Origin of the sequence: Entomobacter blattae (assembly GCF_014672835.1) — a bacterium.
Classification (GTDB): Bacteria; Pseudomonadota; Alphaproteobacteria; order Acetobacterales; family Acetobacteraceae; genus Entomobacter; species Entomobacter blattae.
This window is the reverse complement of sequence record NZ_CP060244.1, coordinates 691487-717784: the sequence shown is the minus strand read 5'-3', so window position 1 is coordinate 717784 and position 26298 is coordinate 691487. Positions and strand designations below refer to the sequence as shown.

The following is a 26298-nucleotide window of genomic DNA, read 5'->3' as shown; positions in this document are numbered from 1 at the left end:
TGTCTCGTATTGTGCGGGCCGTTCGCCGTCCCAATGCCAATCGTCTGCAGGTTTGTATAGTGTCCCTATTCTTCTCCTTCGCGCGCTTTTCTGTTCTTTTTCTCAATCTGGCTCTGCGTTTGCACGTAAGCATACCATAGAGGAGAAAACTCCAAAATCAACAGGCTTGTACCCCTTCCTGCTTTACCCTTGCCAGAGGCGTTTCCCTTCATTAAGGTTTAAAATAGATATGTTCCCCAAAATATCCAGGCTCTCCTCACGAATCCCTCTTGTTTTCTGAAATCGTTATGGCTTCTTTAAAGAATCTTCACCCCAAAGCCTTCCTCCAAGCTAACAGCACACCCGATAAAGAATTTTATGCCTCAATCTCTCATGACTCCTTCTTGGATCAGGGCGCCGATAAAGCCGTTAAAACCTTGTATTCCACCATTTTGGAGCCTCATACCACTCTCCTTGATCTTATGGCAGGTGAAGAGAGTCATCTTCCTACAGAACTCCCTTTTAGCAAGGTTTTTGGCATCGGAATCAATGCTAACACCCTTAATAAAAACCCCCAACTGGATAAAACCCTTCTCATCGACCTCAACACCTCCCCAACCCTGCCTTTTGCTGATGAAAGCTTTGAAGCGGTATGCTGTTGTGATGGAATAGCCTACTGTACCAACTCTTCAGCCCTTTTGAAGGAAGTCTGGCGGGTTCTTAAACCTTCTTGCCCTGTTATTCTCAGTTTTGGAGAAAGATTCCTCCCCGCCAAGGCTGTCGCCCTATGGCAGGCCCTTTCCATGGAGGATCGCCAACGTATGCTCACCCTTTTGCTCAAACAAGCAGGCTTTACCCATACTGATGAAGGCAGCGTACATCCCCCAGAAGATATCCCTTTCTGGCAGCAATCCATTTATGCCAATATTGGTTATAAATAGAGTTTTATTCTGCCTTTAAGCTTTCCCTTCCAAAAAGAAGAGCTCGCCCCTTATAAAATCCATTTCTCATAAGGGGGGAATTTATGATAATAATCTATTTTAAGGGGAGTTTTTTCCTGATATAAGAAATAACTTTTCCTTAAGGAAATAATATGGCATTTGCCTCTTTAACGAGTACGCAGAAGCAGAAAAAAGCCTTTAGATTATTCATCCACCGTGAGTATTATGCTCCTTTAAAACCTGATGCACCCTTTGCCATTTTCTGCAAAAGCCCTATAAGCCTGTGCGTAACAGGACAACCTTAACCCTCTCCCTGTTTTTTACTTTTTTACTTTAATGTCTGGATCTGGCCTTCATGTTTTTCCCCAACCTTTCCCCCACTCTTGAACGTGCGCTCTCTGAACAGGGTTATACAACGCCTACCCCCGTTCAACTTTCTGTTCTAGAAGCAGCTAGTGGTGAACGCGATCTTCTAGTTTCTGCCCAGACAGGCTCAGGAAAAACCGTTGCCTATGGCCTTTCCATGGCACAGCTCCTGCTTGTGGATGACAAGCTTCCCCAAGCAGGTCCACCCATGGGGCTGATCATTGCCCCCACACGCGAGCTCGCCATGCAAGTCACACGCGAGCTTGCTTGGTTATATAAATTTACAAATGCCCGCATTGCCTCTTGCATTGGGGGCATGGATGCCCGTAAAGAAGCCCGACAGCTTCAGCAGGGCTGCCATATCGTAGTCGGAACACCAGGGCGTTTGTGCGACCACCTCAGAAGAGGACGACTTGACCTTTCTAGCCTTAAGGTTGTGGTTCTGGATGAAGCCGATGAAATGCTCGATCTCGGCTTTCGTGATGAATTAGAAGAGCTTCTTTCTGCTATTCCCGAACAACACACCACTTTCATGTTCTCGGCCACCCTGGGCAAAGACATTATCTCCTTGGCCAAACGTTACCAAAATAATGCCCTGCGCATTGATGTCGGCAAAAATGCCTCTCAACATACCGATATTGACTATCAGGCCATGATGGTTGCCCCTAACGAGGTGGGGCTGGCAGTGGTAAATATCTTACGATATTTTGATAGCCAGACCACCATGGTCTTTTGTGCCACCCGTGATTTGGTACGCCATATGCACTCTGCCTTGCTTGAACGGGGGTTTTCCTCTGTTGCCCTTTCAGGTGATTTGGGCCAAGCAGAACGTACACGCGCTATTGAAAGCCTACGACTGCACCAGGCACGTGTGTGTGTGGCCACCGATGTGGCCGCCCGTGGGTTAGACTTGCCTGCCCTTGGCCTGGTGATCCATGCCAGCCTCCCTACAAATTCCGCCACATTATTACATCGTTCTGGGCGAACCGGTCGTGCAGGCCGTAAAGGGGTTTGCGCTATTCTTGTACCAGCAAACCAACAAAGAAAGGCAGAAAGACTCCTTGCTGGCGCCAAGCTTTCTGCCCAATGGGGCCCCGTTCCTTCCATTCAGAATATCCAGAAAAAAGACGCTGAGCGCCTGGTTCAACTCGTTCAAGAACCGGCCCCAGAGTTAAGTGATACCGATACCGCTTTTGATCCTGCTTTGGTTCAGCAACTGCTTTCGCGCTACTCACCCGAAGAGCTGGCACGCACTATTGTCTCTCTCTACCAGGCTCAGCTTCCGGTGCCTGAGGATATCCGCCCAATTTCTGCCGCCAGTAATAGCTTTAAACCCGTAACGGAAAGAAAAGCTTCCAACAGCCGCCAACGAACCTCCTATCGTGATCATGACAAGCAAGATACTGATCATGCACCGACAGAAAGAGACTGGTTCAGCATTCCAGTCGGGCGCAAGAACCATGCTGATCCCAAATGGCTTATTCCTCTTTTATGCAAGTTGGGCGGTATAAAAAAGAAAGATATTGGAACTATCCATATTCAGGAATCCTCCACCAGCTTTGAAATCTCCCAAAATTTTTCAGAGCGTTTTAACAATGCCGTCACTTTTGTGGATGGAAATGATGTAACCATTTCTGCCATCAACGCCCCTAATATTAAAAAGGGTAGGGAAAGATCCTTTAAAGAAAAATCCTTCTCAGAGAAAAAACCATTCTCTGGGAAAGGTTTTTCAGGAAAACCCTCTTCTGGTAAGCCTTTTGCCGGCAAAAAGGGAAAAACACCCCAAAAGACGGAAAAAAAATCATCTCGTAAAAAACACAGTACACCCTAAAACGCCTTTGCACCGTGTTTTTTATCTTTCTTGCTTTTTAGCTTGCCCGTAAGGACCTCCCCATTGTCAGGACTCTCCCATTAAAAAAGGATATGGGAGCCATCCATATTCGGAAGTCCACCATCAGCTTTGAAAGCTCCCAAAGTTTTTCAGAGCACTTTAACAATATCGTCACTTTTGTGGGCATGGGTTACCACTTTTGTGGATGGAAATGATGTAACCATTTGACCCTCAACGCCCCTAATATTAAAAAAGGTAGAAAGAGATCCTTTAAAGCGTTGGGAGCAAAAATCAGCGCGTAATAACCCCTATGCTTCTTCAAGATCGGGCAGATCGTATCACCTTGTGCAAGACCGTGTAATATACTGGCTCTGACAAGGAGCACAGCCAACAAATCATATTACTCGTTTTTGGGGAAATTGGTTTGGCGCCAGTCAATGCCCGCCTATAGGGAGTAACTAAAAACTCCCAAAAAGAAGGCTCAGGTGCAGCTGATCGCTCTTAAAGAGATGAAGATGTCCAATAAGGCAGGTTGAAAGTTGTGTAGCCCTTCAGGCCTCTTCTGCTTCTGAAGAGTGAAGAAGTAAAGGTAGAAGCTGTGTAGAGGAAGTGCTGGTACCAGCACACCGCCCCTTTCTTATCCCAGGTGCTCGCCATAGGTCACGCTCGTAATATCCTTCCTGCACCAGCCTCGCCATGTGACAACTCCTAAAATCGGATTACCGATTTTCCCTCCATAATGGCATTTTTCATCCGCATGGTAGTAGGGTATAGGGTATAGGGTATAGGGTATAGGGTATAGGGTATAGGGTATAGGGTATAGGGTATAGGGTATAGGGTATAGGGTATAGGGTATAGGGTATAGGGTATAGGGTATAGGGTATAGGGTATAGGGTATAGGGTATAGGGTATAGGGTATAGGGTATAGGGTATAGGGTATAGGGTAAAAGATTATTTAACCCCTTCTCAAGATGCAAAAAAACCCTTACCAGAAAAGTAAAACCTTGATGGTAAGGGGCCTAAATTGTTTTTATAAAACAGAGAAGTTGTATGTAACTATGTTAGATATATTACTCATTTCCGAATAAACTGTCTACCCTTTTATGGGCCCGTTGGCGCATATCTTCCATACCATTCTGGTTCGAGGATTTCATTTCTTCTTGTTTCTTCTTCCAGCTCTCTTGTTGGTCTCTCCAAGATTTCTTTTCCTCATCCATCTTAGTGCGGGAATCATCCCCAAATTTTTTGTATTTTTTCTGGCTATCTTCTTTCCATTTTTTCATCCGGTCATCAGTATTTTTTTGCTGGTTTTCCAGACGTTTTCTACCGTCCTCCATTCTTTTTTCCTGATCTTTTTTCCAGCTCTCAGCTTTCTTCTGGCGGTTATTGATTTTTTGATTCAGGCAATTTTCCTGCCGGGCCAAACCGCCAAAAACCCCATCATCCTTCGAGGCTGATTGCGCACAAGAATCTTCAGCAGCATGGGCATTAGAGAAAGAAAATGCCCCACAGGCTAACGCTACAGCAAATGTTGTAGCAAAGATATGATTACGGTATTTCATGGCTTACGCCCTCCTTTGAATATCATAGTTGATATCCTACCGTAAAAAGCATGTCAAAAATGGGAAGTTTTTAAGAACAAATGTGAATTACTCTCTACTTACGGTTTTCATCCCAAGAATGCTCGTGATCATGAGAAGATTTGGTAGTGAAATTTAGAAGTGAAATAAAGACAAGGCATTGTCCAAACGCTCCAAAACCGCCCCATTTTCTGGAATGCCTATACGTAGCCAGTTTTCGTTATAAGAAAAACACCGTGTCAATAAACCGTAATGACCTAAATGCTGCCAGAGCTTATGGGCAAAAACCGTATTAACCAAGTAAAAGAGATGTGTATGGCCTTGGCAGACCAACCCCGCCTGAGAAAAAATTTCCTGTAGAGCATAGCCTTGTTGCTCGAGCTTTTTTTGACAATTGGTAAGCCATTGCCTATCCTCCAAGGCCTGGCAGGCCACCGTAAGGGCCAGCGCGCTTACCGGCCACGGCCCCATAAGCTGGCGCATCTTTTGCACAATCACTTCTGATGAAAGCAAAAACCCCAAACGCACACCAGCCAAGCCATAGCTTTTTCCGAATGAACGCAAGACCACCAAGCCTTCTTCCCCGACAAGACCAGCAATAGATTCACCTTCCATATCGGCATAGGCTTCATCTATGATCAACCACCCCCCATTCTGGCGAGCGGTGCGCAATAAAGCTGCAAGCTGGTTTTTGGGAAACTTTCGTCCATCTGGATTGTTAGGATTACAGAGAATACCGATCAGTGGAGACCCTTGAGGATATTGCGTATAATAATGAGCCATCTGCTCTAAAGAGTGACAGGATATCACTTCTCGAGCATAGGAATGCCACACATGCCGATATTCCTGATAGGTGGGCTCTAAGAGCATTACCCGGCCAACAGGCAATATAACCGGTAAAAGGGAGATAAGTAATTGGGTGCCCGAGGCAAGGCATACATGGTCAGAAGTGGCTACACCATAGGCCTGTGCTGCAATAGAGCGAAGTTTTTCTTCTTCTTCCGGCTCAGGCAAACGTGTCAAATCTACCCCTTGCCAGTCTATAGGATAAGAAAAGGGGTTAATACCTGTGGAAAGATCAATAAATGGTTCTGGAGCCTGGGGGAAAATCTGGCGGGCCTTGGTTAGACAGCCTCCATGCTGTAATATTTTTGGCTTATCTATAAGGTTAGCGCCCTTTTCTTCCGTAAAGAAGTTACCCATAATATGTCAGCCTTTACCTTTACCCTTTCATTGAATATTTTAATTAGCCTGTTTTCGGTTCTGGTTGAAGCCTTTATCGGCTACCCTAACGGGCTGTATAAAAAAATAAAGCATCCTGTCGTTTGGATCGGAGCGCTCATAAGTTTTTGTGACAAAACATTCAACAAACCCGGATTCTCCCCACAACAGCAATTGCTTTTTGGTGGCCTAAGTGTATTTTTTTGTTCCTTGTTAAGCATAATCCTTGGTTTTGGACTACAAGCTACGATCTTTCACTGGCTCCATACCCCGCTAGCCATTCTGGTCTGTGGGCTTCTTGCCAGCACACTTTTAGCTTCCCGGTCTTTATACCACCATTTCCAAGCTGTGCAGGAGGCCCTAGAGAACTCTTCTCTCACAGAGGCCCGCAAGGCCGTAAGCCAAATTGTAGGCCGAGAAACAGCGGCACTTGACCAGGCTGCCATTATCCGCGCGGCAATAGAAAGCCTGGCAGAAAATTTTTCAGATGGGGTTTGTGCTCCCTTGCTCTGGGGTTTTCTGGGAGGCCTTCCAGGAATGTGTTTTTACAAAACCATTAACACTGCCGATAGTATGATTGGGCACCTCACCCCAACTTATCGTTATTTTGGGTGGGCCGCTGCCAAAATTGATGACCTGATTAACTGGCCAGCTGCACGGCTTAGTGCAATATGGTTTATTCTTGCAGCTTTTACCCTCCACCCTTCTGCAGGAGCCTCAGCTTTTGCTACGGCAAAAAACTTTTCTCGCCGGCACCGCTCCCCCAATGCCGGCTGGCCCGAGGCTGCCATGGCAGGCGCTATAAAATTAAGGCTTTCAGGACCAAGAATTTATCATGGAAAACTGGTTAATGAGTCGTGGTTAGGGGATTTTCTGCGCCCTGCTACCGTTCAAGATATGGTCCTAGCTTTAACGGTTTTTAAACGGGCCTGCCTGTTGCAGATTATAATCCTTTACGGGATCAGCCTATTTCTGTTAGCACTTATTTAGGAAGACTATTTTCGTACTTTCCTATTCTTCAAACTCTTATCCATGCTGTATTATCATGACTGTCCCTGTTTTTACCCAGGAATTCCAAAAAAATCTTGAAGAGTTACTCTATTGGCGCCGGGATGTAAGGCATTTTCTTACAACACCTTTGGATCCCGCCCTGTTGGATTATCTTCTAGCCCTGGCCAATACCGCCCCTTCTGTAGGGCTTAGCCAACCCTGGCGTTTTATGAAGGTGGAAAGCAAAGAGCGACGCCTGAATATACGAGCAGAGTTCGAGCGCTGCAATGCCGAGGCATTAAGTTTACAAACCCAAGATGATGCCCCCAATTACGCCCAGCTCAAACTGGCAGGCCTGGATGACGCCCCGCACCATCTTGCTGTTTTTTCCGAAAAAAATCCCTCTCAAGGGCGGGGCTTAGGGCGGCATACCATGCCTGAAACAGCTGCCTATTCTACGGTTATGGCCATCTACACCTTTTGGCTGGCTGCCCGTGCCCATGGTGTGGGGGTAGGCTGGGTTTCCATTCTTGATCCACACATCGTAAGCCAAATACTTGATAGCAAGCCAGAATGGCAATTTATTGCCTATCTTTGCGTGGGTAAGCCTAAAATAGAACAAGATATCCCAGAACTTGAAGAAAAGGGGTGGGAGTACCGGCGCGAGGAATGGAAAAATTGGATAGAGCGTTAAAGAATTTTTATAAAACGCTCCATTTTTACCCCCCGCTACGCTATAAAATCTCTCTTTGGTGAAATGTGAGGTCAGGTTTTATTGATCTTTAGGCCCTCTTAGCCCCTCCCCCTTCTTCGTAACCTCATCAAACAAGGTTCACTTCTATGAGCCGTTTTTCTCCCTTCTCTCTGTTTTCCAGGTCTCCTTCTTTGCATAGGCCTTTCATCCTCGGAGAGGGGGCTGCTCTTACCCTTTGCTTTTTTTTTACACTCTGGGCAAACATGATGACCCCTTTATGGGGAGATGATTACTGCTTTACTGCCCCCTTAAACCTGACTGATTATGCCAGCACCACCTGGCAACGATACTGGACATGGACGGGAAGGCTTCCTCCAACATTCCTGACCTTTCTTTTTTTAGGTCTTGGGCAAGCCTCCTCCCTTATAGGGTTTCATATTCTCAATGCTGCCCTTTTTACCGGCCTGCTTCTCATCATAAGCCGGTTCTGTTTTCTGGCATCTCATACCCAGCCGAGCAAAAGATTTATTGACGGGTTCAGCACTACCCTGTTGATTATGATGGCCCTTTGGTGGCTAAGCCGCTCCATAGGGGAAGTCGTTTTATGGAAAACAGGAGCGATCAATTACTTATGGGCTGTCAGTGGAGAATTCGGGCTTCTCTTTTTTGTTATTTCCTTCTGCTTAAGACCCTCAACTCAGGCTTTTTCTCTCAAACGTACCGCCATTTCTCATAGAGGGAAACTTTTTATAGTAAAAAGTCTCCTTACATTTGCCCTTTTTTTAGCCGCCTTCATCGTGGCCATGTTTCTTGAGCCTTTATCCCTCCTGTTTTCATTCTTCTATAGCGTGCTTTTTCTTAAAAAAAACAACCGTAAAGCCCCTTACTTTCTCAGCATTTTTTTGGGACACTGGGCAGGAAGCCTGGTATTATTGACAGCCCCAGGAAATTTTGCACGCAAAGCAAGCCTCCCTCCCAGCCCCATATGGGACAGAATTGATGGCCTTTTAGGTTTTACCGGAAGCCTTTTTGATCCTTACTGGCTCGGCGTCATTGCCCTCGCCATCCTGGTTTTTCTCTACAGGCATACCCAAAAAAGGCTAACATGGGGAGAAATTCTTACTACCCATAAGGGATGGATTTTTGGGGCCTGCGCTATCGTCTACTTACTGCTCCTGCTAGCCCTTCCCCGCTCTGCCCTGGCTTCTAGGGTTTCCTTTCCAGCAAGCCTCTTTCTAATCTGCTATCTGCTCAGCGTGCTTTACGGGTTATTACAGCAACCTGATCAAAACCAACAGGTTACCTTCCCCCTCCCCCTGAGCATTGTCATCTGTCTTTTATGGGGAGGGCATCTCTATCAAAGCCAAAAAGATATAAACGAGACGGCCAGATTCCACAAAAACCTTATCCTTTCCCTTCATCTCGCCCAAGCCAACATGCAGGCCCACACGCAGACCAACAATGATGTAACCCTGCCAGATCAAACTATTGGTCCCCGACACAAGCGCCTGCTTTTTAGAAAAGATAAGGTTTTTATGGGCCTCTCCCCCGACCCCGAACATTGGATAAACCGATGCTTTGCCAAGGTTTATACCCTTCACTCCATAAAAGTTTCCTCCCCTAAGCAATCATCCCCACTGCCCTAAGCAACGAAGAGAGTCCTGTTCGAGAATAACTCCCACCCATTAGATCGGCCCCTACCTGCTGCCTTTGTTGAAACCTTAAGGTTGAGACGGTAATATCCGATAAGGCGTTTGCTAAAAGTGTCCTACCCGTATGCGAAACATAAATTTGGGGAACATCTGTCCCTCGGAACTAACCCGTATTGACAATCTCTTTGTTGAAACTTTCTGTTGAAACTTTCTAGGGGTACCCCTTAAAATTCTGCACTTAATGAGCCAAAAAGGGTACGGGGTAACCCCACTACTGCACTATTGGTCGCTGTGGTATCTCCATTAACACTGTTAGGATAGACAGAAGCATAATAGTGCCTATTGGCAACATTATTCACCGTAAAACGGGCAACAAAGGGTACTTTCTCTACAGCAAAAGCATAACGGGCCCCTAAATCCAGCGTAAAATAGCCCGCAGCATACGTGGTATTGTACACATTAGCAGCCCTACGGTCGGTATAATGCATACCAACATTCACCCCAAGCCCTTCAAGGGGGGTGTGTTTTTCAAAATGATAATCCAGCAACATGGCCGCCTGAACAGGGGGTACGCCCACCACCTCCTTATGCGAAGTCAAGGGGCTTTGTGTTTTTCCCAACTGCGGATCTAACCAAGTTACACCTCCAAGAACAGAAAGCTGGTTAGTAATTTTACCAGAAGCCTGAAACTCCACCCCATAGTTACGCTGTACACCATATACGCCATAAATTCTGGTGTCTGGGTCTGTAAAAGGGGCATCCCGCGTAGCCCGAAAGGCTGCAACATTTAAATTCAGGCGGTCTTCAAACACCATTTTATACCCTATCTCATATTCCTCACTTTTTAGAGGAGGGGTAAAATCACTCGCATTTACCGCACCAGCTGGTGCTACAGAACCAGGCTGAATACTCCGTGCCCAGGTAAAATAAAATGTTTTATCTTTCTCGGGTTTAAAAATAAGGCTGGTTGTTGGGCTAAAAGCACCTGCCCGACCATAAGAAGCTGTTTTTTGGTCGGTTTTATTAAAATTTGTACTGGACAGCCAACTCCAGCTAAAAGTCCCCTGGACAGCCCAATGTTCGTTAAAATGCAAAATATCACCAGCAATTAACGATTGCTGTTGCTGCACAGCAGACTGATAGTTGCCTGAAAAATATGGCTGCTGACCAGGAAAACGTATGGGATTATCAAGCGTAGCCTGGCCCAAAATAAAACTTTGACCTACGGTTGGGTTATAATTGCCCATAATATAGCCGTTCGTTCCCAAGACCAGATCATGCTTGATAAAATCAGTCTTCACATGACCATTAATATAAGCCAAGTTACTGCCCAAACGAAAATTTTTAGCCGTTGCGGCGGCTGAAATTCCTTGCCGATAAAGCCCCTCGTTATTAAGAAGGGTATTGGTATTAGAAAAAACCTGCCTATAGGCATTCTGGTAAAGGCCACCTAATGTCAGGTTCCAGTCCTCATTAATCTTGTGCTTGATCTTGGCCAGTGCCATATTGGTTTCTGTATTAAAGCCTGCGTAATCCTGCCCAAACCCTGGTTTAGTGATATCGGGTGCTGAGGGTAAATCTATCGTTCCGCTATAACTCAGGGCTGCAGCAAACCCGCGTTGAGCATAGTTATATTGGCCCGCATCAATTTCAATCACCGTATCGGGAGAAAGGCGGATATCAAAATCTCCCATAACCAGGGTACGACGCAACCAGCTATGGCGAACATAGCCGGTTCCATTCCCAGCATTCAGCAGGTTAAGTCGGTAGCCAAACCAGTTATTCTCCCCTGCACGACCTGAAGCATCGACCGTTTCCATAAAAGTGGAAATCGAATCAACAGCAAACGTTGCCCGATTGATCATTTTATCCGTGGGGCGCTTAAGGTTATATAAAAACATGCCTGCCGGATTTTGCGGCCCATATAACGCCCCCGATAACCCGTTTAATACATCAATACTCTCAATACTTTCTGCAGCATAAGGCGTGGTTGTGATCATATTCAGCCCATCAATACGGCTATTGGCTGAAACATCGGACTCAAAACCACGGCTTTGCGGACGGCTGGTATTAATATCTCCCCGGGCTTCTAGCTGAACAGAAGGGAGATACTTAAACAAATCATTAACATTCCGGGCCTGTTGGTTCACCAGAACATCATGCGAAATAGACATGATGGAATAAGGAGTATCCACCACCTTTACCGTTCCCAAGGGGCCCAAGGTCACTTCCGGTTTGGCATATTGGGCTGCCAAGCCAGCTGCTGGGCGTTGTGCCTCTATGGTGACCTGCTCTGATGCCCCGCCTTGTTTATTACTGACAGGCAGAGAAGAGGAAGCGTTGACTGGTCTGGACTGACCAGATGGCTTTTGGGCTAGGCTTTTGGGCCTGAAAGAGTTTTTGGAAGGGGTAGTAGCCGCCGCCTTAGAATTGAGAGTTTTGGGAGTTTGTGGCGAGAGCGGTCGCGTAGAACCTACAATGGGTGAGCTCTTCGCACCTGCTTGTACTGTTTGGCTTCCGGGCTGGGCCCAAGCGCTGACCCAAGCAGCAGAAAGAGGAAAAACCGAAAAAGACGTTACCGTAAAACTGCCTAATATCAGCGATTTTATTTCACTTTTTCCCATAGGAGATGCCCTTTTATCTCTCTTATTTTTATGACCAAGCCACGGAATTGAATTTCAAAGAACAGTTACAATTAAACCCATAAAGTAAGAATAAACTCAAAAAGAATGGGAGTCTTTCTAGAATGTTTTTTCTAAAAAGGGCAGCCTGTTTCTCCTCTAAAATTCTGACTGCTCATTCACAAGAGGACATTGTTTTAACAGAAACCACCGAAACCCTTATTATTTATACTTATTTTTAAATTTTATGGAGTTGATTTCTGGGAAGAGTTCAAAAACTTTTCTTAAAGTGTTGCGAAAATGTTATGCTTTTTCTTTCAGAGGAATCCTAAAGACCTATCGCTGATAAAGCTTTTCTATAAGCCTGTCTGATAAAGCCGTAGAGACCGGCCCATCACACAGAATGGTTTTATTTTGTAACAAGATCGCCCGTTGGAAAACCTGACGAGCGCGAAGGGGGTCATGAGTTGTTGCGAAAATACAATATCCTTCCGCAGTTAACTGCCTTAACAAAATATATAACCTTTGCTGCTGGCCATAATCCAGTCCCGTTTCAGGCTCATCTAGCACCAGCAGGGGCGCTTTTTGCAATAAGGCACGAGCCAGAAGAACACTTTGCCGTTGGCCGCCAGAAAGAGTTGTATATCTCCGGTAGGTTAAATCCCCAATCGAGAGCTTTTCCAGGACAAGCTGGGCTTCTTCAACAAGGGCAGACGAAGCCGAATACCAAAAGGATTCTCGGGGTAAATTCCCCATAAGCACCACATCTATAACCCTATAAGGAAACATGGCGTAGTGCCCTTGGGGTACATAAGCAATCAATTGGGCTAACGCCCGACGAGAATAGTGTTTTAAATGTTGGCCGGCAAGAAAGATCTCTCCTGAAAGGGGGCGTATAAATCCTAAAATAAGGCGCATCAAGGTGGTTTTACCCGCCCCATTAGCTCCCAATAACCCCACCATCTCTCCCTTTTGAAGAGAGAAGGAAACCTCTCTCAGCACGGAAATGTGCTCCAGATCACACGATACGGCCTGAACCTGCATAAGGGCTGCGTGTTGTTCCTCCATTTTATCCCCTATCCCACTTCACCGATGTAAAACGTATAATCACTAAAAACACCATTACCCCTATCAGGTCAGTCATAATGCCAATGGGAATTTCCTGGCTGGAGAAATCTCGCGCGACCGTATCGCAGACCAGCAAAAAAATTCCACCCACTAACGCACTCATAGGAATAACATGGCGATTCACAGGCCCTACCATAAAACGGGCAATATGCGGAACAATCAAACCCACCCACCCAATAATACCCACAAGTGAAACGGTCATGGCAGCAAGTATGGTCGCTAAAATGATGACAGCCATTCTCGTCATCACCACAGGAACCCCGAGGGAGGCGGCCTCTTCATCGCCCATTGCCAGGGCATCAAGATATTTTCCTGAAAATGAGAGAACGGCAATACTGCCAATGACGGGCACAAATAGCCACTGAACTTGGGCCATATCCAGCCGCGCAAGAGTCCCTAAAAGCCAGAAGACAATGTCTGGCAACTGGCCTTGAGGATCAGCGATAAATTTTAAGAGGGAGAGAAGGGCTGTAAAAAACGCTGAGCTGACAAGCCCCCCAAAAATAAGCATCATAATAGAATATGGGTTAAAAATACGGGCAATGGTTATTCCCATCCCTGCAGCTGCAATTCCGCCGATAAAGGCTGAAGCCCCTATCATTGCGCCATCACCCCTGAAGATAATGGCTAAAGCAGCCCCAAACCCAGCCCCGCTCAAAACCCCAAGCATTCCTGGAGAAACCAGCGGATTACGAAAAACCGCCTGGTAAGCCCCCCCTGAAACCCCAAGGGCAGCCCCTATCAACACGGCCCCCAATACCCTGGGGAGACGCACAGAATGAACCAAACTGTAAACAAGACCGGCCTTTGCAGAAAAATTCTGAACGGGAGAGTGCCACAAGGCCCCCATTAACTCTGATACAGTGACCGGATAGCGCCCCACCAACAAGCATAAGAACATCGCTATAATCAGCACACAGCTGACCGCTATAAAAAGACGAGTATGAAACATAACTCTTTTCTCTATCCATCCTAAACACAAAGCCGCTTACAAGCTTGTTATGCTTTAGCGATACACCACAAAAAGGATTTTACCCATTCCTATTTTACACGTCCCAATTTTACGAGGTTCTTTTTGATAAATTTTTGATCAATTTCTCTCTGTTTTCTGCTGTTTAATGGCTATTTAATTTCCCGCTTTCGCTTCTCTATGGAACATTTCTAACCAGAAAATCTTTGCTAAAAAATTTTTGCCAGAAAATTTTTAGGAGAATAGCCAGGCCCAAAGGCCCCATTTCCCTATAAACTTCATTCAGCCTGCAGGGCTTTGGTAGAAGGCCCACTATGACTCTGCTTTTCCACCCCTCCCTCGTTTCCTTCGCACCTCAGCACAATGGGTTTTCCCTCTCCTATTTTTTACCCTTCATTAAGGATCCTCGTATGGCCCCTTTAATTGCCCTTGTCGCAGCTTTTGCTGATTTAGAGGGTACTGCATTTTCCCAATAATATTTTCCCAATAATGACCGTTTTAAAGGCGTGCCTTATAGCCCCTTGAAAGATGGCCCTATCGGGATACCGGAGGAGGTTGTGCCTTCAGGATAAGCTCTATTTGGGTATCCGTAAAATCTACATCAAAAAATGTGCGATAAAACCCTGCCATGATCTTCTTAAAATCCTGTCCTTCAAACAACTCAGGGTAAAATGTGCGCGCTGCCCAAACAACCTGTAGGGGAAATTCCAGGCTATAACGATCCCAATTAAAAAGACCAGCGGGGTTATTATAAACTCGATTAAACCGTACAGCCCTTAACCAATGCCAGGGCAATTGCAGGTTTTTCGTATCGATCTTCCCGGCATGGTTTTCCAAAATAATCACATCAGGATCCCAATAGGCGATCTGCTCAAGGGTAACAGGTTTCATATTGCCTGAGATATCTGCCGCATTTACCCCACCTGCCAGTTTGATCCAGGTATCAATCAAGGTGTGGCGTCCATCGATTGTTAAGGGAGACAGGCTATGAATATGCAGGATTTTCAACCGTTTGCGGTCAGGTCGTTTTTCAAGCCGCTGCGTTACAGAGGCCAAGGTAAAATCCAGCCAATCCAAATAGTGCTGGGCTACATTATAAGCATGGGGAGTACCAATAACATCGGCCGTAAGTTTAACAGACTCTTTGAGCTCTTTCACTTTGGTAAAGCCTGTTTCTACCACATTCAGCCCCACCTTACGCAAAACAGAAGAAATAAACCGACTACTGGAAGAAACAAAAACAAGCTGAGTTTGCGCCAAGAGCAATTCCTCTACATTCGGCAACCCCCCACGCACCTGGTAGGCCTTATAAAGGGCCGGGGCCACATAAAACATCCATGGTACAGAAGAGGGTTTGTTCACCGTTGCCACAATGTGATCTGCACCATCCAGCATGATCAGGGTTTCATTATGGGCAAACCATAAATCTGCATAGCGGGTTATCACCCCTGGTGGCAGAATAATAGAATGCCCTGTTTGATCCTGGATCTCTCGCTTTTCTCCCAACGGCTGGCCCTGGGCAGGAGAGGTGTGCTCTGGCTTAGATGTTTCATGCCTGGTTTGCGATGATGTGTTGGAGCTTTCGGGCAGACTTGCTGCCCTGGCAGGACCATGACTTAAGGCTATTATCCCCATAAAAAAAAGCACCTTATGCCTGCTTAACACCCGTTACTCCTTTCACCATACCCTTTCCCCTTTCATCTATAGCCGCTCCTTTATCCCTTAATCAGTGGTATCCCTTAATCACTGGCTTGGGCCAAAGCCCATATCTGCCCCAAATCCACATGACGTTCCAAATGAGTTGCCCAACCGTTTAGCACATCCTCTATTTTATCGTGATAATGAAAAACGTTATCCCCATGAAAATTGCCTTCGGCCCAAAGATGTAACAAGGCATGCCGAATTGTGGTATCTGCAAACAAACCATGAAGATAACACCCCCCTACGCGCCCACAGGCTGACCAGGCGCCATCAGGCTTTTGCCCGCTCACAAGAGCAAATGGCCTTTGAGTGTCGCTGCCCTGTGTGTGCCCCATATGCATCTCATAAGCTTGGAAAACTGAGGGAGCCAAGGGCCGTTGTGCAGTAGCTGAAACAACCCTAAGCTGCTTATGGAAAGAAAACTCTGTGTTAACATCGAGCAGGCCCAGGCCTTCTACCGTTGCTGAGCCTGCCTCTACACCATAAGGGTCTGCAATGACTTTTCCCAATATCTGGTAACCGCCACAAATCCCAAACACTTTCCCCCCTTGCTGATAGTGGGCATCAATGGCTTTATCCCAACCATATTGACGTAAAACGGAGAGGTCATGCTGAGTGGTTTTTGAACCGGGAAGAAGAATAACATCGGCTTTGGGAAAAGGCATTTCCTTTTGCAGAAAAGTTACCTGCACGCCAGATTCGTAAATCAGAGGGTCATAATCATCAACATTGGAAATCCCTGGCAAAACCGGTATAACAATCTTGAGCAGGTCCCGATCTGTCGCGTGATTGGCCACGGAATAGTCTTGTGCACGGGCCATAAAATCCAAGCTGTCTTCTGCAGGTAAAAACTGTAATGCCTCATAATAAGGCACAAGCCCTAAGGCTGGCCAACCGGTATAATGCGCAATGCTTTTTATCCCTTCGTCAAATAAAGTTACATCCCCCCGCATACGATTGACAATAAAACCTTTAATCCGGCTACGATCTGCCACTGGTAACACTGTGTGGGTTCCAACCAGGCTGGCAATAACGCCCCCTCGATCGATATCACCCACCAACACAACACCAAGCCCTGCCTGCTGGGCAAACCCCATATTGGCAATATCGTACTGACGCAAGTTAATTTCAGAAGCCGAACCAGCCCCTTCAACCAGCACAAGATCAGCCTCAGCGGAAAGAAGGCTGAAACTTTCCATGACTGACTCCATCAACTGCCCCTTTAAGGCCTGATATTCTCGCGCCTGCGCTGTTTTCCAAACTTTGCCTTGAACAATAATTTGCGAGCCGGTTGCACTTTGCGGCTTTAATAAAACAGGGTTCATATGCACACTAGGCTCTACCCCACAAGCCTGGGCTTGTAAGGCCTGAGCCCGCCCAATTTCCCCTCCTTCAAGCGTTACCGCTGCATTATTGGACATGTTTTGGGGTTTAAAAGGCCTAACCCGCACTCCTTGGCGCCAAAAGGCACGCGCAAGACCTGCCAGTAAAACAGACTTACCAACATTCGAGCCAGTGCCTTGAAACATAAGAGCAGGGGTTTTCAATACTCAATTCCCTCCTGAGCCATAACACCATTTTGCGCATGATGGCGGATATTATCCATCTCTGTCACGGTATCGGCTTCTGCTACCAGCTCTACAGGGGCATTACGCCCTGTTACAACAACGCTAAGGCCAGCAGGCCTTGCCATGATCGCCCTTACGACAGCATGAACATCCAGATAATGATAGCGAAGGGCAATATTTAACTCATCAAGAATGAGTAAAGACAGGCTCTCATCCTGTAAAAGACGAAGAGCCGTGTTCCAGGCATTCTGGCATGACACAATATCACGCTCTTTATCCTGTGTCTCCCATGTAAATCCCTCCCCCAGCGTATGCCACTCCACCAGGTCCCCCCAATGGGAAAAGGCTTTGCGTTCTCCTGTTTGCCATGCCCCTTTAATAAACTGCACCACCCCAACCTTACGACCATGCCCAATCATCCGCAGGGCCAGGCCAAAGGCAGCGCTGGATTTTCCTTTTCCCTTGCCAGTATTGATCATGAAAAGCCCGCGTTTTTCTTGCCGTGCCAGAACCTTTTTCTCATATAGTTCCTTGCGCTTTTGCATTTTTTTCTGGTGCGTATTGTCCATTCCCTGTCTTCCTTCCCCCATTAAGCCACCCCGGGTTTTTACTCTCTCAGCTTTTCTTAAGTTTATTTAAGCACTAAGGGCAGACCTGCCGCTATTAGCACAACATGATCGGCTATTTGGGCAAGCTCTTGATTAAGTAGGCCTGCTTCATCACGAAAGCGCCGTGCCAAGGCATTTTCTGGCACAATACCCAGCCCCACCTCGTTAGAGACCACCACCACATGCTGTCTTTTCCCAGCCCTTTCGAGAGCGTGCAGAACGTGGCGTTTTTCAGCAGCTACATCATAACCCTGCAACATCATATTGGTAAGCCACATTGTCATACAATCAACAACCAGGGGCCCCAGAAGATTTTCCTGCAAGGTTGCAGCCAAATGGAAAGGCACCTCCAAGTGGCGCCATTGCTCACCCCTTTCCTGTTGGTGCAGGGCGATACGGTGCTGCATTTCCGCGTCCAGAGGCTGTGCTGTAGCCAGATAGTACCAAGGAGGTGGCTCTTGTTGAACACATTTCAGAGCATACCGGGTTTTACCTGAACGGGCACCGCCTAAAACCAGATGTAACACAGTTTCCTCTCCTTAATAGGGACGTTATGGATGAAGGGGCTATAAGAGAACACCCCTCTCCCCTTTTCCTTTCTTGAGACTCTATCTTTACCTGTCCCAAGATTCTTCTCTGAAAATTTTCTTGAAGAATCTCCTTTCCAAAGCTGGTATATACACAATATTATCAGCTTTAAAGCCCAACCACATCATCAGAAAAACCCCACCAATGCCTTCCACCCCTTCTCGTATACTCCCCCTACTCAGCATTTGCTCTACATGCCGTATCTCCCCAACACCTGTTACCCTTACGCCCACGGAAGGCGAAAAACTTTACACTGCCCTCCAAGACCACCTCAAAACCCTAAAGCCCTCCTGCCATCTCCAGGCTGTAAAATGTCTTGGGGTTTGTAACACAGGCTGCAGTGCCAGCATAAGCATGCGGGGTAAGTGGTCCTATCTGTTGGGGCGGCTCAAGGTAAGCCTTGCAGAAGACCTGCTGACATATGCAGACCTGTATGCCCATTCAAAAACGGGGCTGGTGCTCCCCTCAAAACGCCCGGCAAGCTTAAAAGATATGGTGTTGGGGCGTATCCCCCCTTACCCTCCTGAGGAAAAAACCCCAGACTATTTTACGTCATAACTCTTTTACGCCATAAAATATCACCCTATCGCTTTGTCTCCCATTTTTTAACAAAAGGCCCTTCACCATGACCCTCTCCCGTATTCCTGCTACGATTGTTACCGGTTTCCTGGGTGCTGGCAAAACCACTCTTCTCCGCCATGTGCTTGAACATAGTGAAGGCCGACATATTGCCGTTATTGTTAATGAATTTGGCTCTTTGGGTATTGATGGCGAAACCCTTAAATCCTGCAACATTGCAGGGTGTACAGAAGATGATATTGTTGAGCTGGCCAATGGGTGCCTCTGTTGCACCGTAGCTGATGATTTTTTACCAGCCATGCAAGCCCTTATCAACCGCCCGAATCCCCCCCATCATATTGTTATTGAAACCTCTGGCCTGGCTTTGCCCAAGCCCTTGATCAAGGCCTTTAACTGGCCCGACGTTAAAAACCGCCTGACAGTTGATGGGGTCATCACTGTTGTGGATGCTCCAGCCGTTGTCGCAGGCCGATTTGCCGATAACCCAGAAGCCGTGGCTCAACAACAAGCAGCAGATCCCTCCCTTGATCATGACAACCCTTTGGCTGAAGTGTTCGAAGATCAGATCCTTGCTGCCGATCTTGTGATTTTGAACAAAACCAGCAAGCTTTCTGAAAAGAACGTTCAAGCCCTGAAGGAGCAGATTCAAACCCAAACCCCCCGAAGTGTAAAAATTGTTACAACGGCAGATGGCACATTACCCACTTCCGTACTTTTAGGGCTCAATGCTGCAGCAGAAGATGACCTATTAGCGCGCCCCTCTCACCATGATGCTGAGGATGGTGCCCATGAACATGATGATTTTGAAAGCCATATCCTCCATATTCCTTCCATTACCACCCCAGAGGAATTGATTAACCAGCTCAAAGCCCTTTCGGCTCGTCATGATATTTTACGTATCAAAGGTTTTCTGGCTGTGAAAGACAAACCCTTACGGTTGGCCTTGCAAGGTGTTGGCGAACGTTTTGATTATCACTATGATACTCCCTGGGAGCCCACCATTCCACAAAACGGCCAGCTGATTATTATTGGGCAAAAAGGGCTGGATATCGATACAATCCGCAAGGCTTTGAGCTGATGCTCCAATGGCTTACTTTTCTTACTCAATGGCCTACTCCTCTTAAATGGATAGGGTTTTTCCATGCATCTTCTTAGGCGAGAACGCGTAAGCCTTGATGAACAGGCCCAGGCGGAAGATCTAGAACATTCCCCTACCGATATTGTATTTCTCTCTTTTTCCGATAGTGACCTGATTGCCTTTAATGGGGCAATAAAACGTTCTACGACCCAAACCCCTTCTGCCCGCTGTGTACCGCTGGCCCGTTTGCGCCACCCCCTTTCCATTGATCTGTATGTAGAAAAAACCCTTACTCATGCCCGTTGTATCATTATTCGTCTGTTAGGAGGGGTCGAATACTGGCGCTATGGGCTTGAGGAATGTCGAGCTATATGCCAGAAAGCAGATATCCCCCTTATTATTATTTCCGGTGAAGGAGGAGAGGAGGCCGAGGCAGCGCTCAGCTTGCTGGAATATAATACAGCCCCCCCTTATCTCAGCAACGCCTTTGCCGCTTATTTCCATCAAGGGGGGGCAACCAATATGGATTTAGCCTTCACTCTTGCGCAATCAGTAGCCCATATAGGGTCAGTCGCAGCTTTATCCCCAACTGCTTTATCCCAAGATACTCCTTACATCTCTGATCATCGCAAGATCTCTCAAATTCTAACAACAGCAAACCTCTTTCCTGCTTGTGGCTTTTACCCCCTTTCCCTTTCCCCTCCTGATCCGCTCTCCTTTCAGGGCTGCCACTCAATAGCTTGTGTGATTTTCTATCGTTCCCATCTGCTGTCTGGCGACCATAAGGCCATAGATTGCCTGCTTGAAACCTTGAAAGAAGAAGGGTTTGGCGTTTTGGCCTGTTTTGTTTCTAGCCTCAAAGATCTGACAGTTCGCCATTTTATTGCCGAACATCTGGCCAAGCTCAAGCCTGACATTATCCTTAACGCCACCTTTTTTGCCAGCCGCGATGATCACTTTGCAAACTCCCCCCTCGAAGCAGCCAATTGCCCTGTTATCCAGCTCTTCCAACCTTTAAACACCGAAGAATTGTGGCAAAAAAGCTATCGAGGCCTCTCCCAAACCGATATGGCCATGCAACTTGTGCTGCCCGAACTGGATGGAAGGCTTGCCGGCACAGCTATTTCTTTTAAAACCGAGCATAACGGGCTTGCCTTCAATGCCCCTTACCTTCCTGGTATAAGGCAAACTGTAGAGCAGGCAAAAAAATGGTGCCTCCTCCGAAAAACGCCCCCTCACAAACGAAAAATCGGCATTATCCTTTCTGACTATCCCGGTATTGAAGGCCAGAAAGGCCATGCTGTGGGGTTAGATAGCTTTGCAAGCCTCTCCTCCTTACTGGCGACTTTACAAGGGGCAGGTTATACACTTTCCGCCCCCCTGCCAGAAACAGAGACCCTTATCCAAGCTCTATGTCATGAACCGGCCCAAGCCTTTCTCTCCATAGAAGAATATAACCCGCTGTTTAAAACCCTTCCCCTTCTCTTACAAGACACCGTGCTCCAACACTGGGGCCCACCGGAAGCCGAAGCCATAAACGGGTCTTTTCATTTACGCTTTATTCAGACTGGTCACATCACCTGCCTTATTCAGCCTGACCGCAACCCCGCCCATACCGATCGAAAAGCCCTTTACCATGACCCCGATACCCCTCCTTGCCATACCTATCTGGCCTGTTATTTATGGTTGTTATCCCAGCAAGGCGTGCAAGGGCTTGTTCAATTGGGCACCCATGGAACCCTGGAATGGCTACCCGGTAAGGCCGCAGCCCTTTCCAGCCACTGCTTCCCTCAAAGCCTTCTTAAGGGGTTACCTATTATCTACCCTTTCATTGTTAACAACCCTGGGGAAGCCGCCTGTGCAAAACGCCGGTTAAATGCTGTGATCATTGGCCATCTTACCCCTCCCATTCAAAGTGCTGGTCACCATGACGAGGCGGCTATTCTGGAAAGCATGATTGATGATTACGCCGAAGCTGATGGCCTAGACCATCGCCGTATGGACATGTTACGGGCAGATATTCTCAATAAGGCTGAAACCATGGGCCTTCTGCGTGAAAGTGGAATCGATCGAAGCCTTCTGGAAGACGATGTGGCCCTAAGTCGGCTGGATGCCTATTTGTGCGATATTAAAGACCTGCAAATTCGCCTTGGTTTACATGTGTTTGGCCAGCCCCCTACCCAGCAGGCAGCCTTGCTTACCGCCATTTCCCAAAACAGCCCCCTGGAAAAAAATGTTATTGAACATCGACTAGAAGCCTCTCCTGCAGCAGAAACCACAGCGTTGCTGGCAGCCCTGAATGGGGAGTTCATTCAACCGGGCCCCGCTGGGGCACCCACCCGTGGCCGGGCTGATGTCCTCCCTACCGGGCGCAACCTTTATACTGTTGATCCTCGTGGCCTCCCATCCCAAGCAGCCTACACACTCGCTGAGGCTACAGCTCAAACCCTTCTGCAACGCTACATGCAGGAGAAAGGCGATTATCTGAGAAAGACAGTCATCGATATATGGGCAAGCCCTACATTGCGTACAGGCGGCGAAGACCTGGCACTGGCTTTTATTTTTATGGGAATAAAACCCCTATGGGACCAGCACTCACGCCGGATAAACCGGTTTGATATTATACCCCTAGCCTATCTAAACCGCCCTCGGGTTGATGTGACCTTACGGGTTTCCGGCCTGTTTAGAGACACATTTGAGGCTCAACTCGCCCTCTTTGAGCAAGCCGTAACAGCCCTTTGTCAGCATGATGATGGCTCTGACTGGAACCCCTACTTTCAGACCGCAGGCCAGTCAGCCCCTTTTGCACGTATTTTTAGTACTGCTCCCAGCCAGTACGGCTCTGGGATTGATCCCACCCTTACAGAAGAAACCACACAACACACTCAAGGACAGGCGTGGCTAGCCCATTCAGCCTATGCTTACAGTAAAAACCAGGCTCCCCAACCCGATATTCAAGGCCTTTCCCAAAGGCTAAAGCAAGCTGATATGCTTCTTCACAGCCAGGATCATGCTGAAAGCGACCTATTGGATCATACAGACTATGCCACACACGAAGGCGGTATGATGGCAGCAGCCCATACCGTGGGAAACGCGGATATCCCATTCTATCTGGCAGATACTTCCCACCCGCATTCTCCACGAATCCGCCTGTTGGCTGAAGAGATCCGCCGGATTGTTCGCGGGCGAGCAGCCAACCCCGTATGGATTAACGCCATGATGGACCATAGCTATAGAGGGGCTTCAGAAATCAGCCGCCCGCTTACGGTATTACTCCAATTTGCAACTCTTCTCCCCGACCGATTTGATGAACAATTTACCCTGGTTTTCAAGGCCACTCTCGGCAATGACAACGTAAAGGAATTTCTAAAAACCCATAACCCAAAAGCTGCTACCACCATGCAGAACGCCTTCCTTCTGGCGATTAAAAAGGGGCTATGGCACCCACACCAAAACAGTATCCTCGCTTATTTTTCTGATCAGGAATGATCAAAATCGTATCCCTGCCTATACCTTTCAGGTTATGATTGATCGATCAGTTCAGGAATTTGATTTTTCTTTTCTTAGCCTTCTGGTTTTATTTCCATGTCTCATTCCCCTCACACACGCGGTTGGTGTCCAAGCCTATATAACCCCATGGATAGTGCTGATGGGTTGATTATTCGTATTAAACCCTTCGCAGGGGGGCTGACCGCAGAGCAACTCCGCTTTATTGCTGAAACCTGTATAAACCTTACCCACAATATTGTAGAAATTACCCAACGGGGGAACCTACAAATAAGGGGATTCCCCGCCCACACCCTGCCAGAATTCCAAAACAAAGCCCAAAAGCTTAACCTGTGCCACCCAAACCCTTTGGCAGAAAAATACCGCAATATTCTTTCTTCCCCCCTAGCAGGCCTAGATCCCGCAGCCCACCCTTTAACGTTTCAGATTATTCAAGACCTTGAAACCCAGATTTCTGAAAAATCTGCTCTTTTCTCTCCGCTTTCTGGCAAGTTTAGCTTCCTTGTTGATGGGGACGGGCATTTTCCTCTCACCGGCCATCAGGCTGATATTTCTCTGCTCTGTCTCAATCGGCAATGGCACATCAAACTTGGAACAAGCCCCATAGTAGCCAGCGTTCATCCCCATCAAGCCGCTTTCTATGGTATTCAACTTGCCCAGCTTGCTGCTGGCTTAGCCCCCCGACTTCTCCATAGGGCTCATCCTGAACATCTCTTTTCTTGTGCGGGACTAACCACCTTAACCTCTCTGAGTGCCCTGACTTCCCCACCATCCCCCCGCCTTCCCATAGGGCTGCTGGACGGGTTGAGGATACCTGCCTTTGGCCTTGGCTTACCCTTTGGAGTGCTCACTGCAGAGTTGCTGGAAAAACTTGCCACCCACATGCCTAAGGCCAGCCGCTGTTATTTTACACCCTGGCGAAGTGTTATCCTTGCCCCTTATCTTCCTAATTCCTTCTGGCAGCAGGATTTTTTAACTTCTCCTCATGACCCCTTGCTGAATATTATTGCATGCCCTGGCCAACAAGGATGCTACCATGGGAGTACTGCCCCCCGAGAGGATGGCAAACAGCTTGCTATTTTTGCTAAAAAATACCAGCCTCTCCATATTTCTGGCTGTCGAAAGGGCTGTGCCTACCCTTTTTCTGCGCCTTTAACACTGGTCGCAGAAAAAGGGCGATATGATATAATTCGGAATGGACGGACAACCGATAGCCCTTTATATAAAAATCTCCCCCTTGAAGACGTTATCGCTCTTCTTTCCTCAACCTTTTTCTCATCTTGACGCTATTTTACTTTTAAACCCATTGTGAGCACCCCCTTTGACTAATTTTGATTATCTGCGGAACGGCGAAGATATTTACAGGCTTTCCTTTGAGACAATCCAAAAGGAGGCCAATCTTTCTGGTTTTTCACCCGCTGAGGCCTGGGTTGCTACCCGTATGATCCATGCTTGCGGACGAGTTGACATTGCCCCTCTTATACAATTTAGCCCTGATTTGGTCGCTACGGCCCAAAGGGCCCTTTCGCTGGGGCAGCCCATTCTCTGTGATTCTGAAATGCTGGCTCATGGCTTAACAAAAAACCGTTTTAGTCATAACAACCCCGTCATCTGCACCCTTCACGACCCCCAAACGCCCCTCCTGGCCCAACAGTTAGGAACAACCCGCTCTGCTGCAGCACTGGAACTATGGAAACCCCATATGGCCGGAAGTCTTATAGCCATCGGCAATGCCCCCACCGCCCTTTTCCATCTTTTGGAAATGCTAGACAATATCCCTGATAAACCCGCAGCCATTATTGGCATTCCCGTAGGATTTGTCGGTGCAGAAGACTCCAAGACAGCCCTGGCCCAACAGGCGCCAGTTCCATTCCTTACCCTTCATGGCCGCCAAGGTGGGAGCGCAATCACTGCTGCGGCTTTGAATGCCCTGGCGAGTTCCCACTTATGAAAAACAACGCCCTCCATATTGTAGGGGTAGGCCCAGGTGCCCCAGATTTACTCACTTTAAGGGCTGCCCGCTTAATTGGCCAAGCTCAAGCCATAGCCTATTTTACCAAGCGAGGAAAAAAGGGCCATGCCCGCACAATTGCTGAAAGCTTTATTTCTCCCCACACCAAAGAATTACGGCTGGAATACCCTCTCACCACAGAAATACCATTTACAGACCCACATTATAAACAAACTCTAGCGACTTTTTATGATCACTCAGCCCAGCAGCTTGCCCAATGCCTTTCTGCTGGTGAAAGATTGGTTCTCCTCTCCGAAGGAGATCCTTTTCTTTACGGGTCCTGTCTTTATGTTTTTGACCGCCTGCTTCCACGCCACGCCATAGAGGTTACACCGGGAGTAAGTGCTATGTCTGCAAGCTGGTCATCAGCTTTAATTCCCATTACACATGGGGATGATGTCTTAAGTGTTTTACCAGGCACGTTGCCCTTGTCGGAGCTTTGCTACCAGCTAGGCCAGTGTGATGCTGCTGTTATTATGAAAATTGGCCAAAATCTTGAAAAAATCTGCACAGCCCTTCAACAAACCCAAACCCTTAGCCGCGCCCACTATATTGAATACGCAACCCAAAGCCAGCAACGAATCCTGCCACTTGCTAAGGAAATTCCCAAGACTGCGCCCTATTTTAGCTTAATCTTTATCCCCGGTCGCCAAAAAGAACGCCGAGAAAACTTGAACCCGTAGCC

22 protein-coding genes are annotated in these 26298 nt (G+C 47.4%); 12 read left to right on the top strand and 10 right to left on the bottom strand.

Translation table 11 applies throughout. The features are described from left to right. Window positions 1-287 precede the first annotated feature (287 nt). Both JGUZn3_RS03275 and JGUZn3_RS03270 read left to right on the top strand, forming a co-directional pair. Window positions 288-920 (top strand): class I SAM-dependent methyltransferase, encoded by a 633-nt coding sequence (locus JGUZn3_RS03275; protein ID WP_203414304.1) that lies wholly within the window; start codon window positions 288-290, stop codon window positions 918-920. 355 nt (window positions 921-1275) lie between these two features. Then, window positions 1276-3117 carry a DEAD/DEAH box helicase gene (locus JGUZn3_RS03270; protein ID WP_203414303.1) on the top strand — a complete coding sequence of 614 codons (1842 nt, stop codon included), beginning with the start codon at window positions 1276-1278 and terminating at the stop codon, window positions 3115-3117. A 551-nt stretch (window positions 3118-3668) separates the two neighbouring features. Here the strand turns inward: JGUZn3_RS03270 and JGUZn3_RS03265 are convergent. The 3 genes from JGUZn3_RS03265 to JGUZn3_RS03255 all read right to left on the bottom strand — a co-directional run bounded on the left by JGUZn3_RS03265 (window position 3669) and on the right by JGUZn3_RS03255 (window position 5900). Further along, a complete protein-coding gene (locus tag JGUZn3_RS03265; protein WP_203414302.1) occupies window positions 3669-3815 on the bottom strand; it encodes a hypothetical protein in 147 nt (48 codons plus the stop codon). Window positions 3816-4187: 372 nt separating this feature from the next. Then, on the bottom strand, window positions 4188-4679 hold the full coding sequence (locus JGUZn3_RS03260) for a hypothetical protein (protein ID WP_203414301.1): 492 nt from the start codon (window positions 4677-4679) through the stop codon (window positions 4188-4190). A gap of 153 nt (window positions 4680-4832) precedes the next feature. Beyond that, on the bottom strand, window positions 4833-5900 hold the full coding sequence (locus JGUZn3_RS03255) for a threonine-phosphate decarboxylase (RefSeq protein ID WP_203414300.1): 1068 nt from the start codon (window positions 5898-5900) through the stop codon (window positions 4833-4835). A 3-nt stretch (window positions 5901-5903) separates the two neighbouring features. Here JGUZn3_RS03255 and cbiB point away from each other — a divergent pair, with 3 nt between their 5' ends. From cbiB to JGUZn3_RS03240, 3 genes are all read left to right on the top strand, one after another. Further along, entirely contained in the window at window positions 5904-6908 is a 1005-nt protein-coding gene (gene cbiB, locus JGUZn3_RS03250) for an adenosylcobinamide-phosphate synthase CbiB (RefSeq protein ID WP_203414299.1), read from the top strand. Window positions 6909-6963: 55 nt separating this feature from the next. Beyond that, window positions 6964-7602 carry a 5,6-dimethylbenzimidazole synthase gene (bluB, locus tag JGUZn3_RS03245; RefSeq protein WP_203414298.1) on the top strand — a complete coding sequence of 213 codons (639 nt, stop codon included), beginning with the start codon at window positions 6964-6966 and terminating at the stop codon, window positions 7600-7602. Window positions 7603-7748: 146 nt separating this feature from the next. Beyond that, entirely contained in the window at window positions 7749-9248 is a 1500-nt protein-coding gene (locus tag JGUZn3_RS03240) for a DUF6056 family protein (protein ID WP_203414297.1), read from the top strand. Window positions 9249-9478: 230 nt separating this feature from the next. Here the strand turns inward: JGUZn3_RS03240 and JGUZn3_RS03235 are convergent, their stop codons facing one another. The 3 genes from JGUZn3_RS03235 to JGUZn3_RS03225 form a co-directional block, all read right to left on the bottom strand. Further along, window positions 9479-11878 carry a TonB-dependent receptor gene (locus JGUZn3_RS03235; RefSeq protein WP_203414296.1) on the bottom strand — a complete coding sequence of 800 codons (2400 nt, stop codon included), beginning with the start codon at window positions 11876-11878 and terminating at the stop codon, window positions 9479-9481. A 333-nt stretch (window positions 11879-12211) separates the two neighbouring features. Next, a complete protein-coding gene (locus JGUZn3_RS03230; protein WP_238996881.1) occupies window positions 12212-12943 on the bottom strand; it encodes an ABC transporter ATP-binding protein in 732 nt (243 codons plus the stop codon). 1 nt (window position 12944) lies between these two features. After that, complete coding sequence (locus JGUZn3_RS03225) at window positions 12945-13955, bottom strand: FecCD family ABC transporter permease (protein ID WP_203414295.1); 1011 nt, start codon at window positions 13953-13955, stop codon at window positions 12945-12947. Window positions 13956-14287: 332 nt separating this feature from the next. On the opposite strand from JGUZn3_RS03225, the gene JGUZn3_RS03220 reads away from it, so the two are divergent. Continuing rightward, window positions 14288-14449: a hypothetical protein gene (locus JGUZn3_RS03220; protein ID WP_203414294.1), complete on the top strand. Its 162-nt coding sequence runs from the start codon at window positions 14288-14290 to the stop codon at window positions 14447-14449. A gap of 58 nt (window positions 14450-14507) precedes the next feature. On the opposite strand, the gene JGUZn3_RS03215 is transcribed toward JGUZn3_RS03220, so the two are convergent. The 4 genes from JGUZn3_RS03215 to cobU all read right to left on the bottom strand — a co-directional run bounded on the left by JGUZn3_RS03215 (window position 14508) and on the right by cobU (window position 18377). Further along, window positions 14508-15608, bottom strand: a complete 1101-nt coding sequence (locus tag JGUZn3_RS03215; protein ID WP_203414293.1) for an ABC transporter substrate-binding protein — start codon at window positions 15606-15608, stop codon at window positions 14508-14510. 104 nt (window positions 15609-15712) lie between these two features. Continuing rightward, a complete protein-coding gene (locus JGUZn3_RS03210; RefSeq protein WP_203414777.1) occupies window positions 15713-17203 on the bottom strand; it encodes a cobyric acid synthase in 1491 nt (496 codons plus the stop codon). A 14-nt stretch (window positions 17204-17217) separates the two neighbouring features. Then, on the bottom strand, window positions 17218-17811 hold the full coding sequence (gene cobO, locus JGUZn3_RS03205) for a cob(I)yrinic acid a,c-diamide adenosyltransferase (RefSeq protein WP_238996880.1): 594 nt from the start codon (window positions 17809-17811) through the stop codon (window positions 17218-17220). A 62-nt stretch (window positions 17812-17873) separates the two neighbouring features. Further along, window positions 17874-18377, bottom strand: a complete 504-nt coding sequence (gene cobU, locus JGUZn3_RS03200; RefSeq protein WP_203414291.1) for a bifunctional adenosylcobinamide kinase/adenosylcobinamide-phosphate guanylyltransferase — start codon at window positions 18375-18377, stop codon at window positions 17874-17876. A 205-nt stretch (window positions 18378-18582) separates the two neighbouring features. Here cobU and JGUZn3_RS03195 point away from each other — a divergent pair, with 205 nt between their 5' ends. From JGUZn3_RS03195 to JGUZn3_RS03170, 6 genes are all read left to right on the top strand, one after another. Continuing rightward, window positions 18583-18996 (top strand): DUF1636 domain-containing protein, encoded by a 414-nt coding sequence (locus JGUZn3_RS03195; protein ID WP_203414290.1) that lies wholly within the window; start codon window positions 18583-18585, stop codon window positions 18994-18996. Window positions 18997-19063: 67 nt separating this feature from the next. Next, window positions 19064-20095: a cobalamin biosynthesis protein CobW gene (gene cobW / locus JGUZn3_RS03190; RefSeq protein ID WP_203414289.1), complete on the top strand. Its 1032-nt coding sequence runs from the start codon at window positions 19064-19066 to the stop codon at window positions 20093-20095. Window positions 20096-20158: 63 nt separating this feature from the next. Continuing rightward, window positions 20159-23584: a cobaltochelatase subunit CobN gene (cobN, locus tag JGUZn3_RS03185; RefSeq protein WP_203414288.1), complete on the top strand. Its 3426-nt coding sequence runs from the start codon at window positions 20159-20161 to the stop codon at window positions 23582-23584. A 96-nt stretch (window positions 23585-23680) separates the two neighbouring features. Then, window positions 23681-24886 carry a hypothetical protein gene (locus JGUZn3_RS03180; protein WP_203414287.1) on the top strand — a complete coding sequence of 402 codons (1206 nt, stop codon included), beginning with the start codon at window positions 23681-23683 and terminating at the stop codon, window positions 24884-24886. A gap of 37 nt (window positions 24887-24923) precedes the next feature. After that, entirely contained in the window at window positions 24924-25553 is a 630-nt protein-coding gene (locus tag JGUZn3_RS03175; RefSeq protein ID WP_203414286.1) for a precorrin-8X methylmutase, read from the top strand. Then, window positions 25550-26296 carry a precorrin-2 C(20)-methyltransferase gene (locus JGUZn3_RS03170; RefSeq protein WP_203414285.1) on the top strand — a complete coding sequence of 249 codons (747 nt, stop codon included), beginning with the start codon at window positions 25550-25552 and terminating at the stop codon, window positions 26294-26296. The genes JGUZn3_RS03175 and JGUZn3_RS03170 overlap by 4 nt, the downstream gene beginning before the upstream one ends. The last annotated feature ends 2 nt before the right edge of the window (window positions 26297-26298 follow it).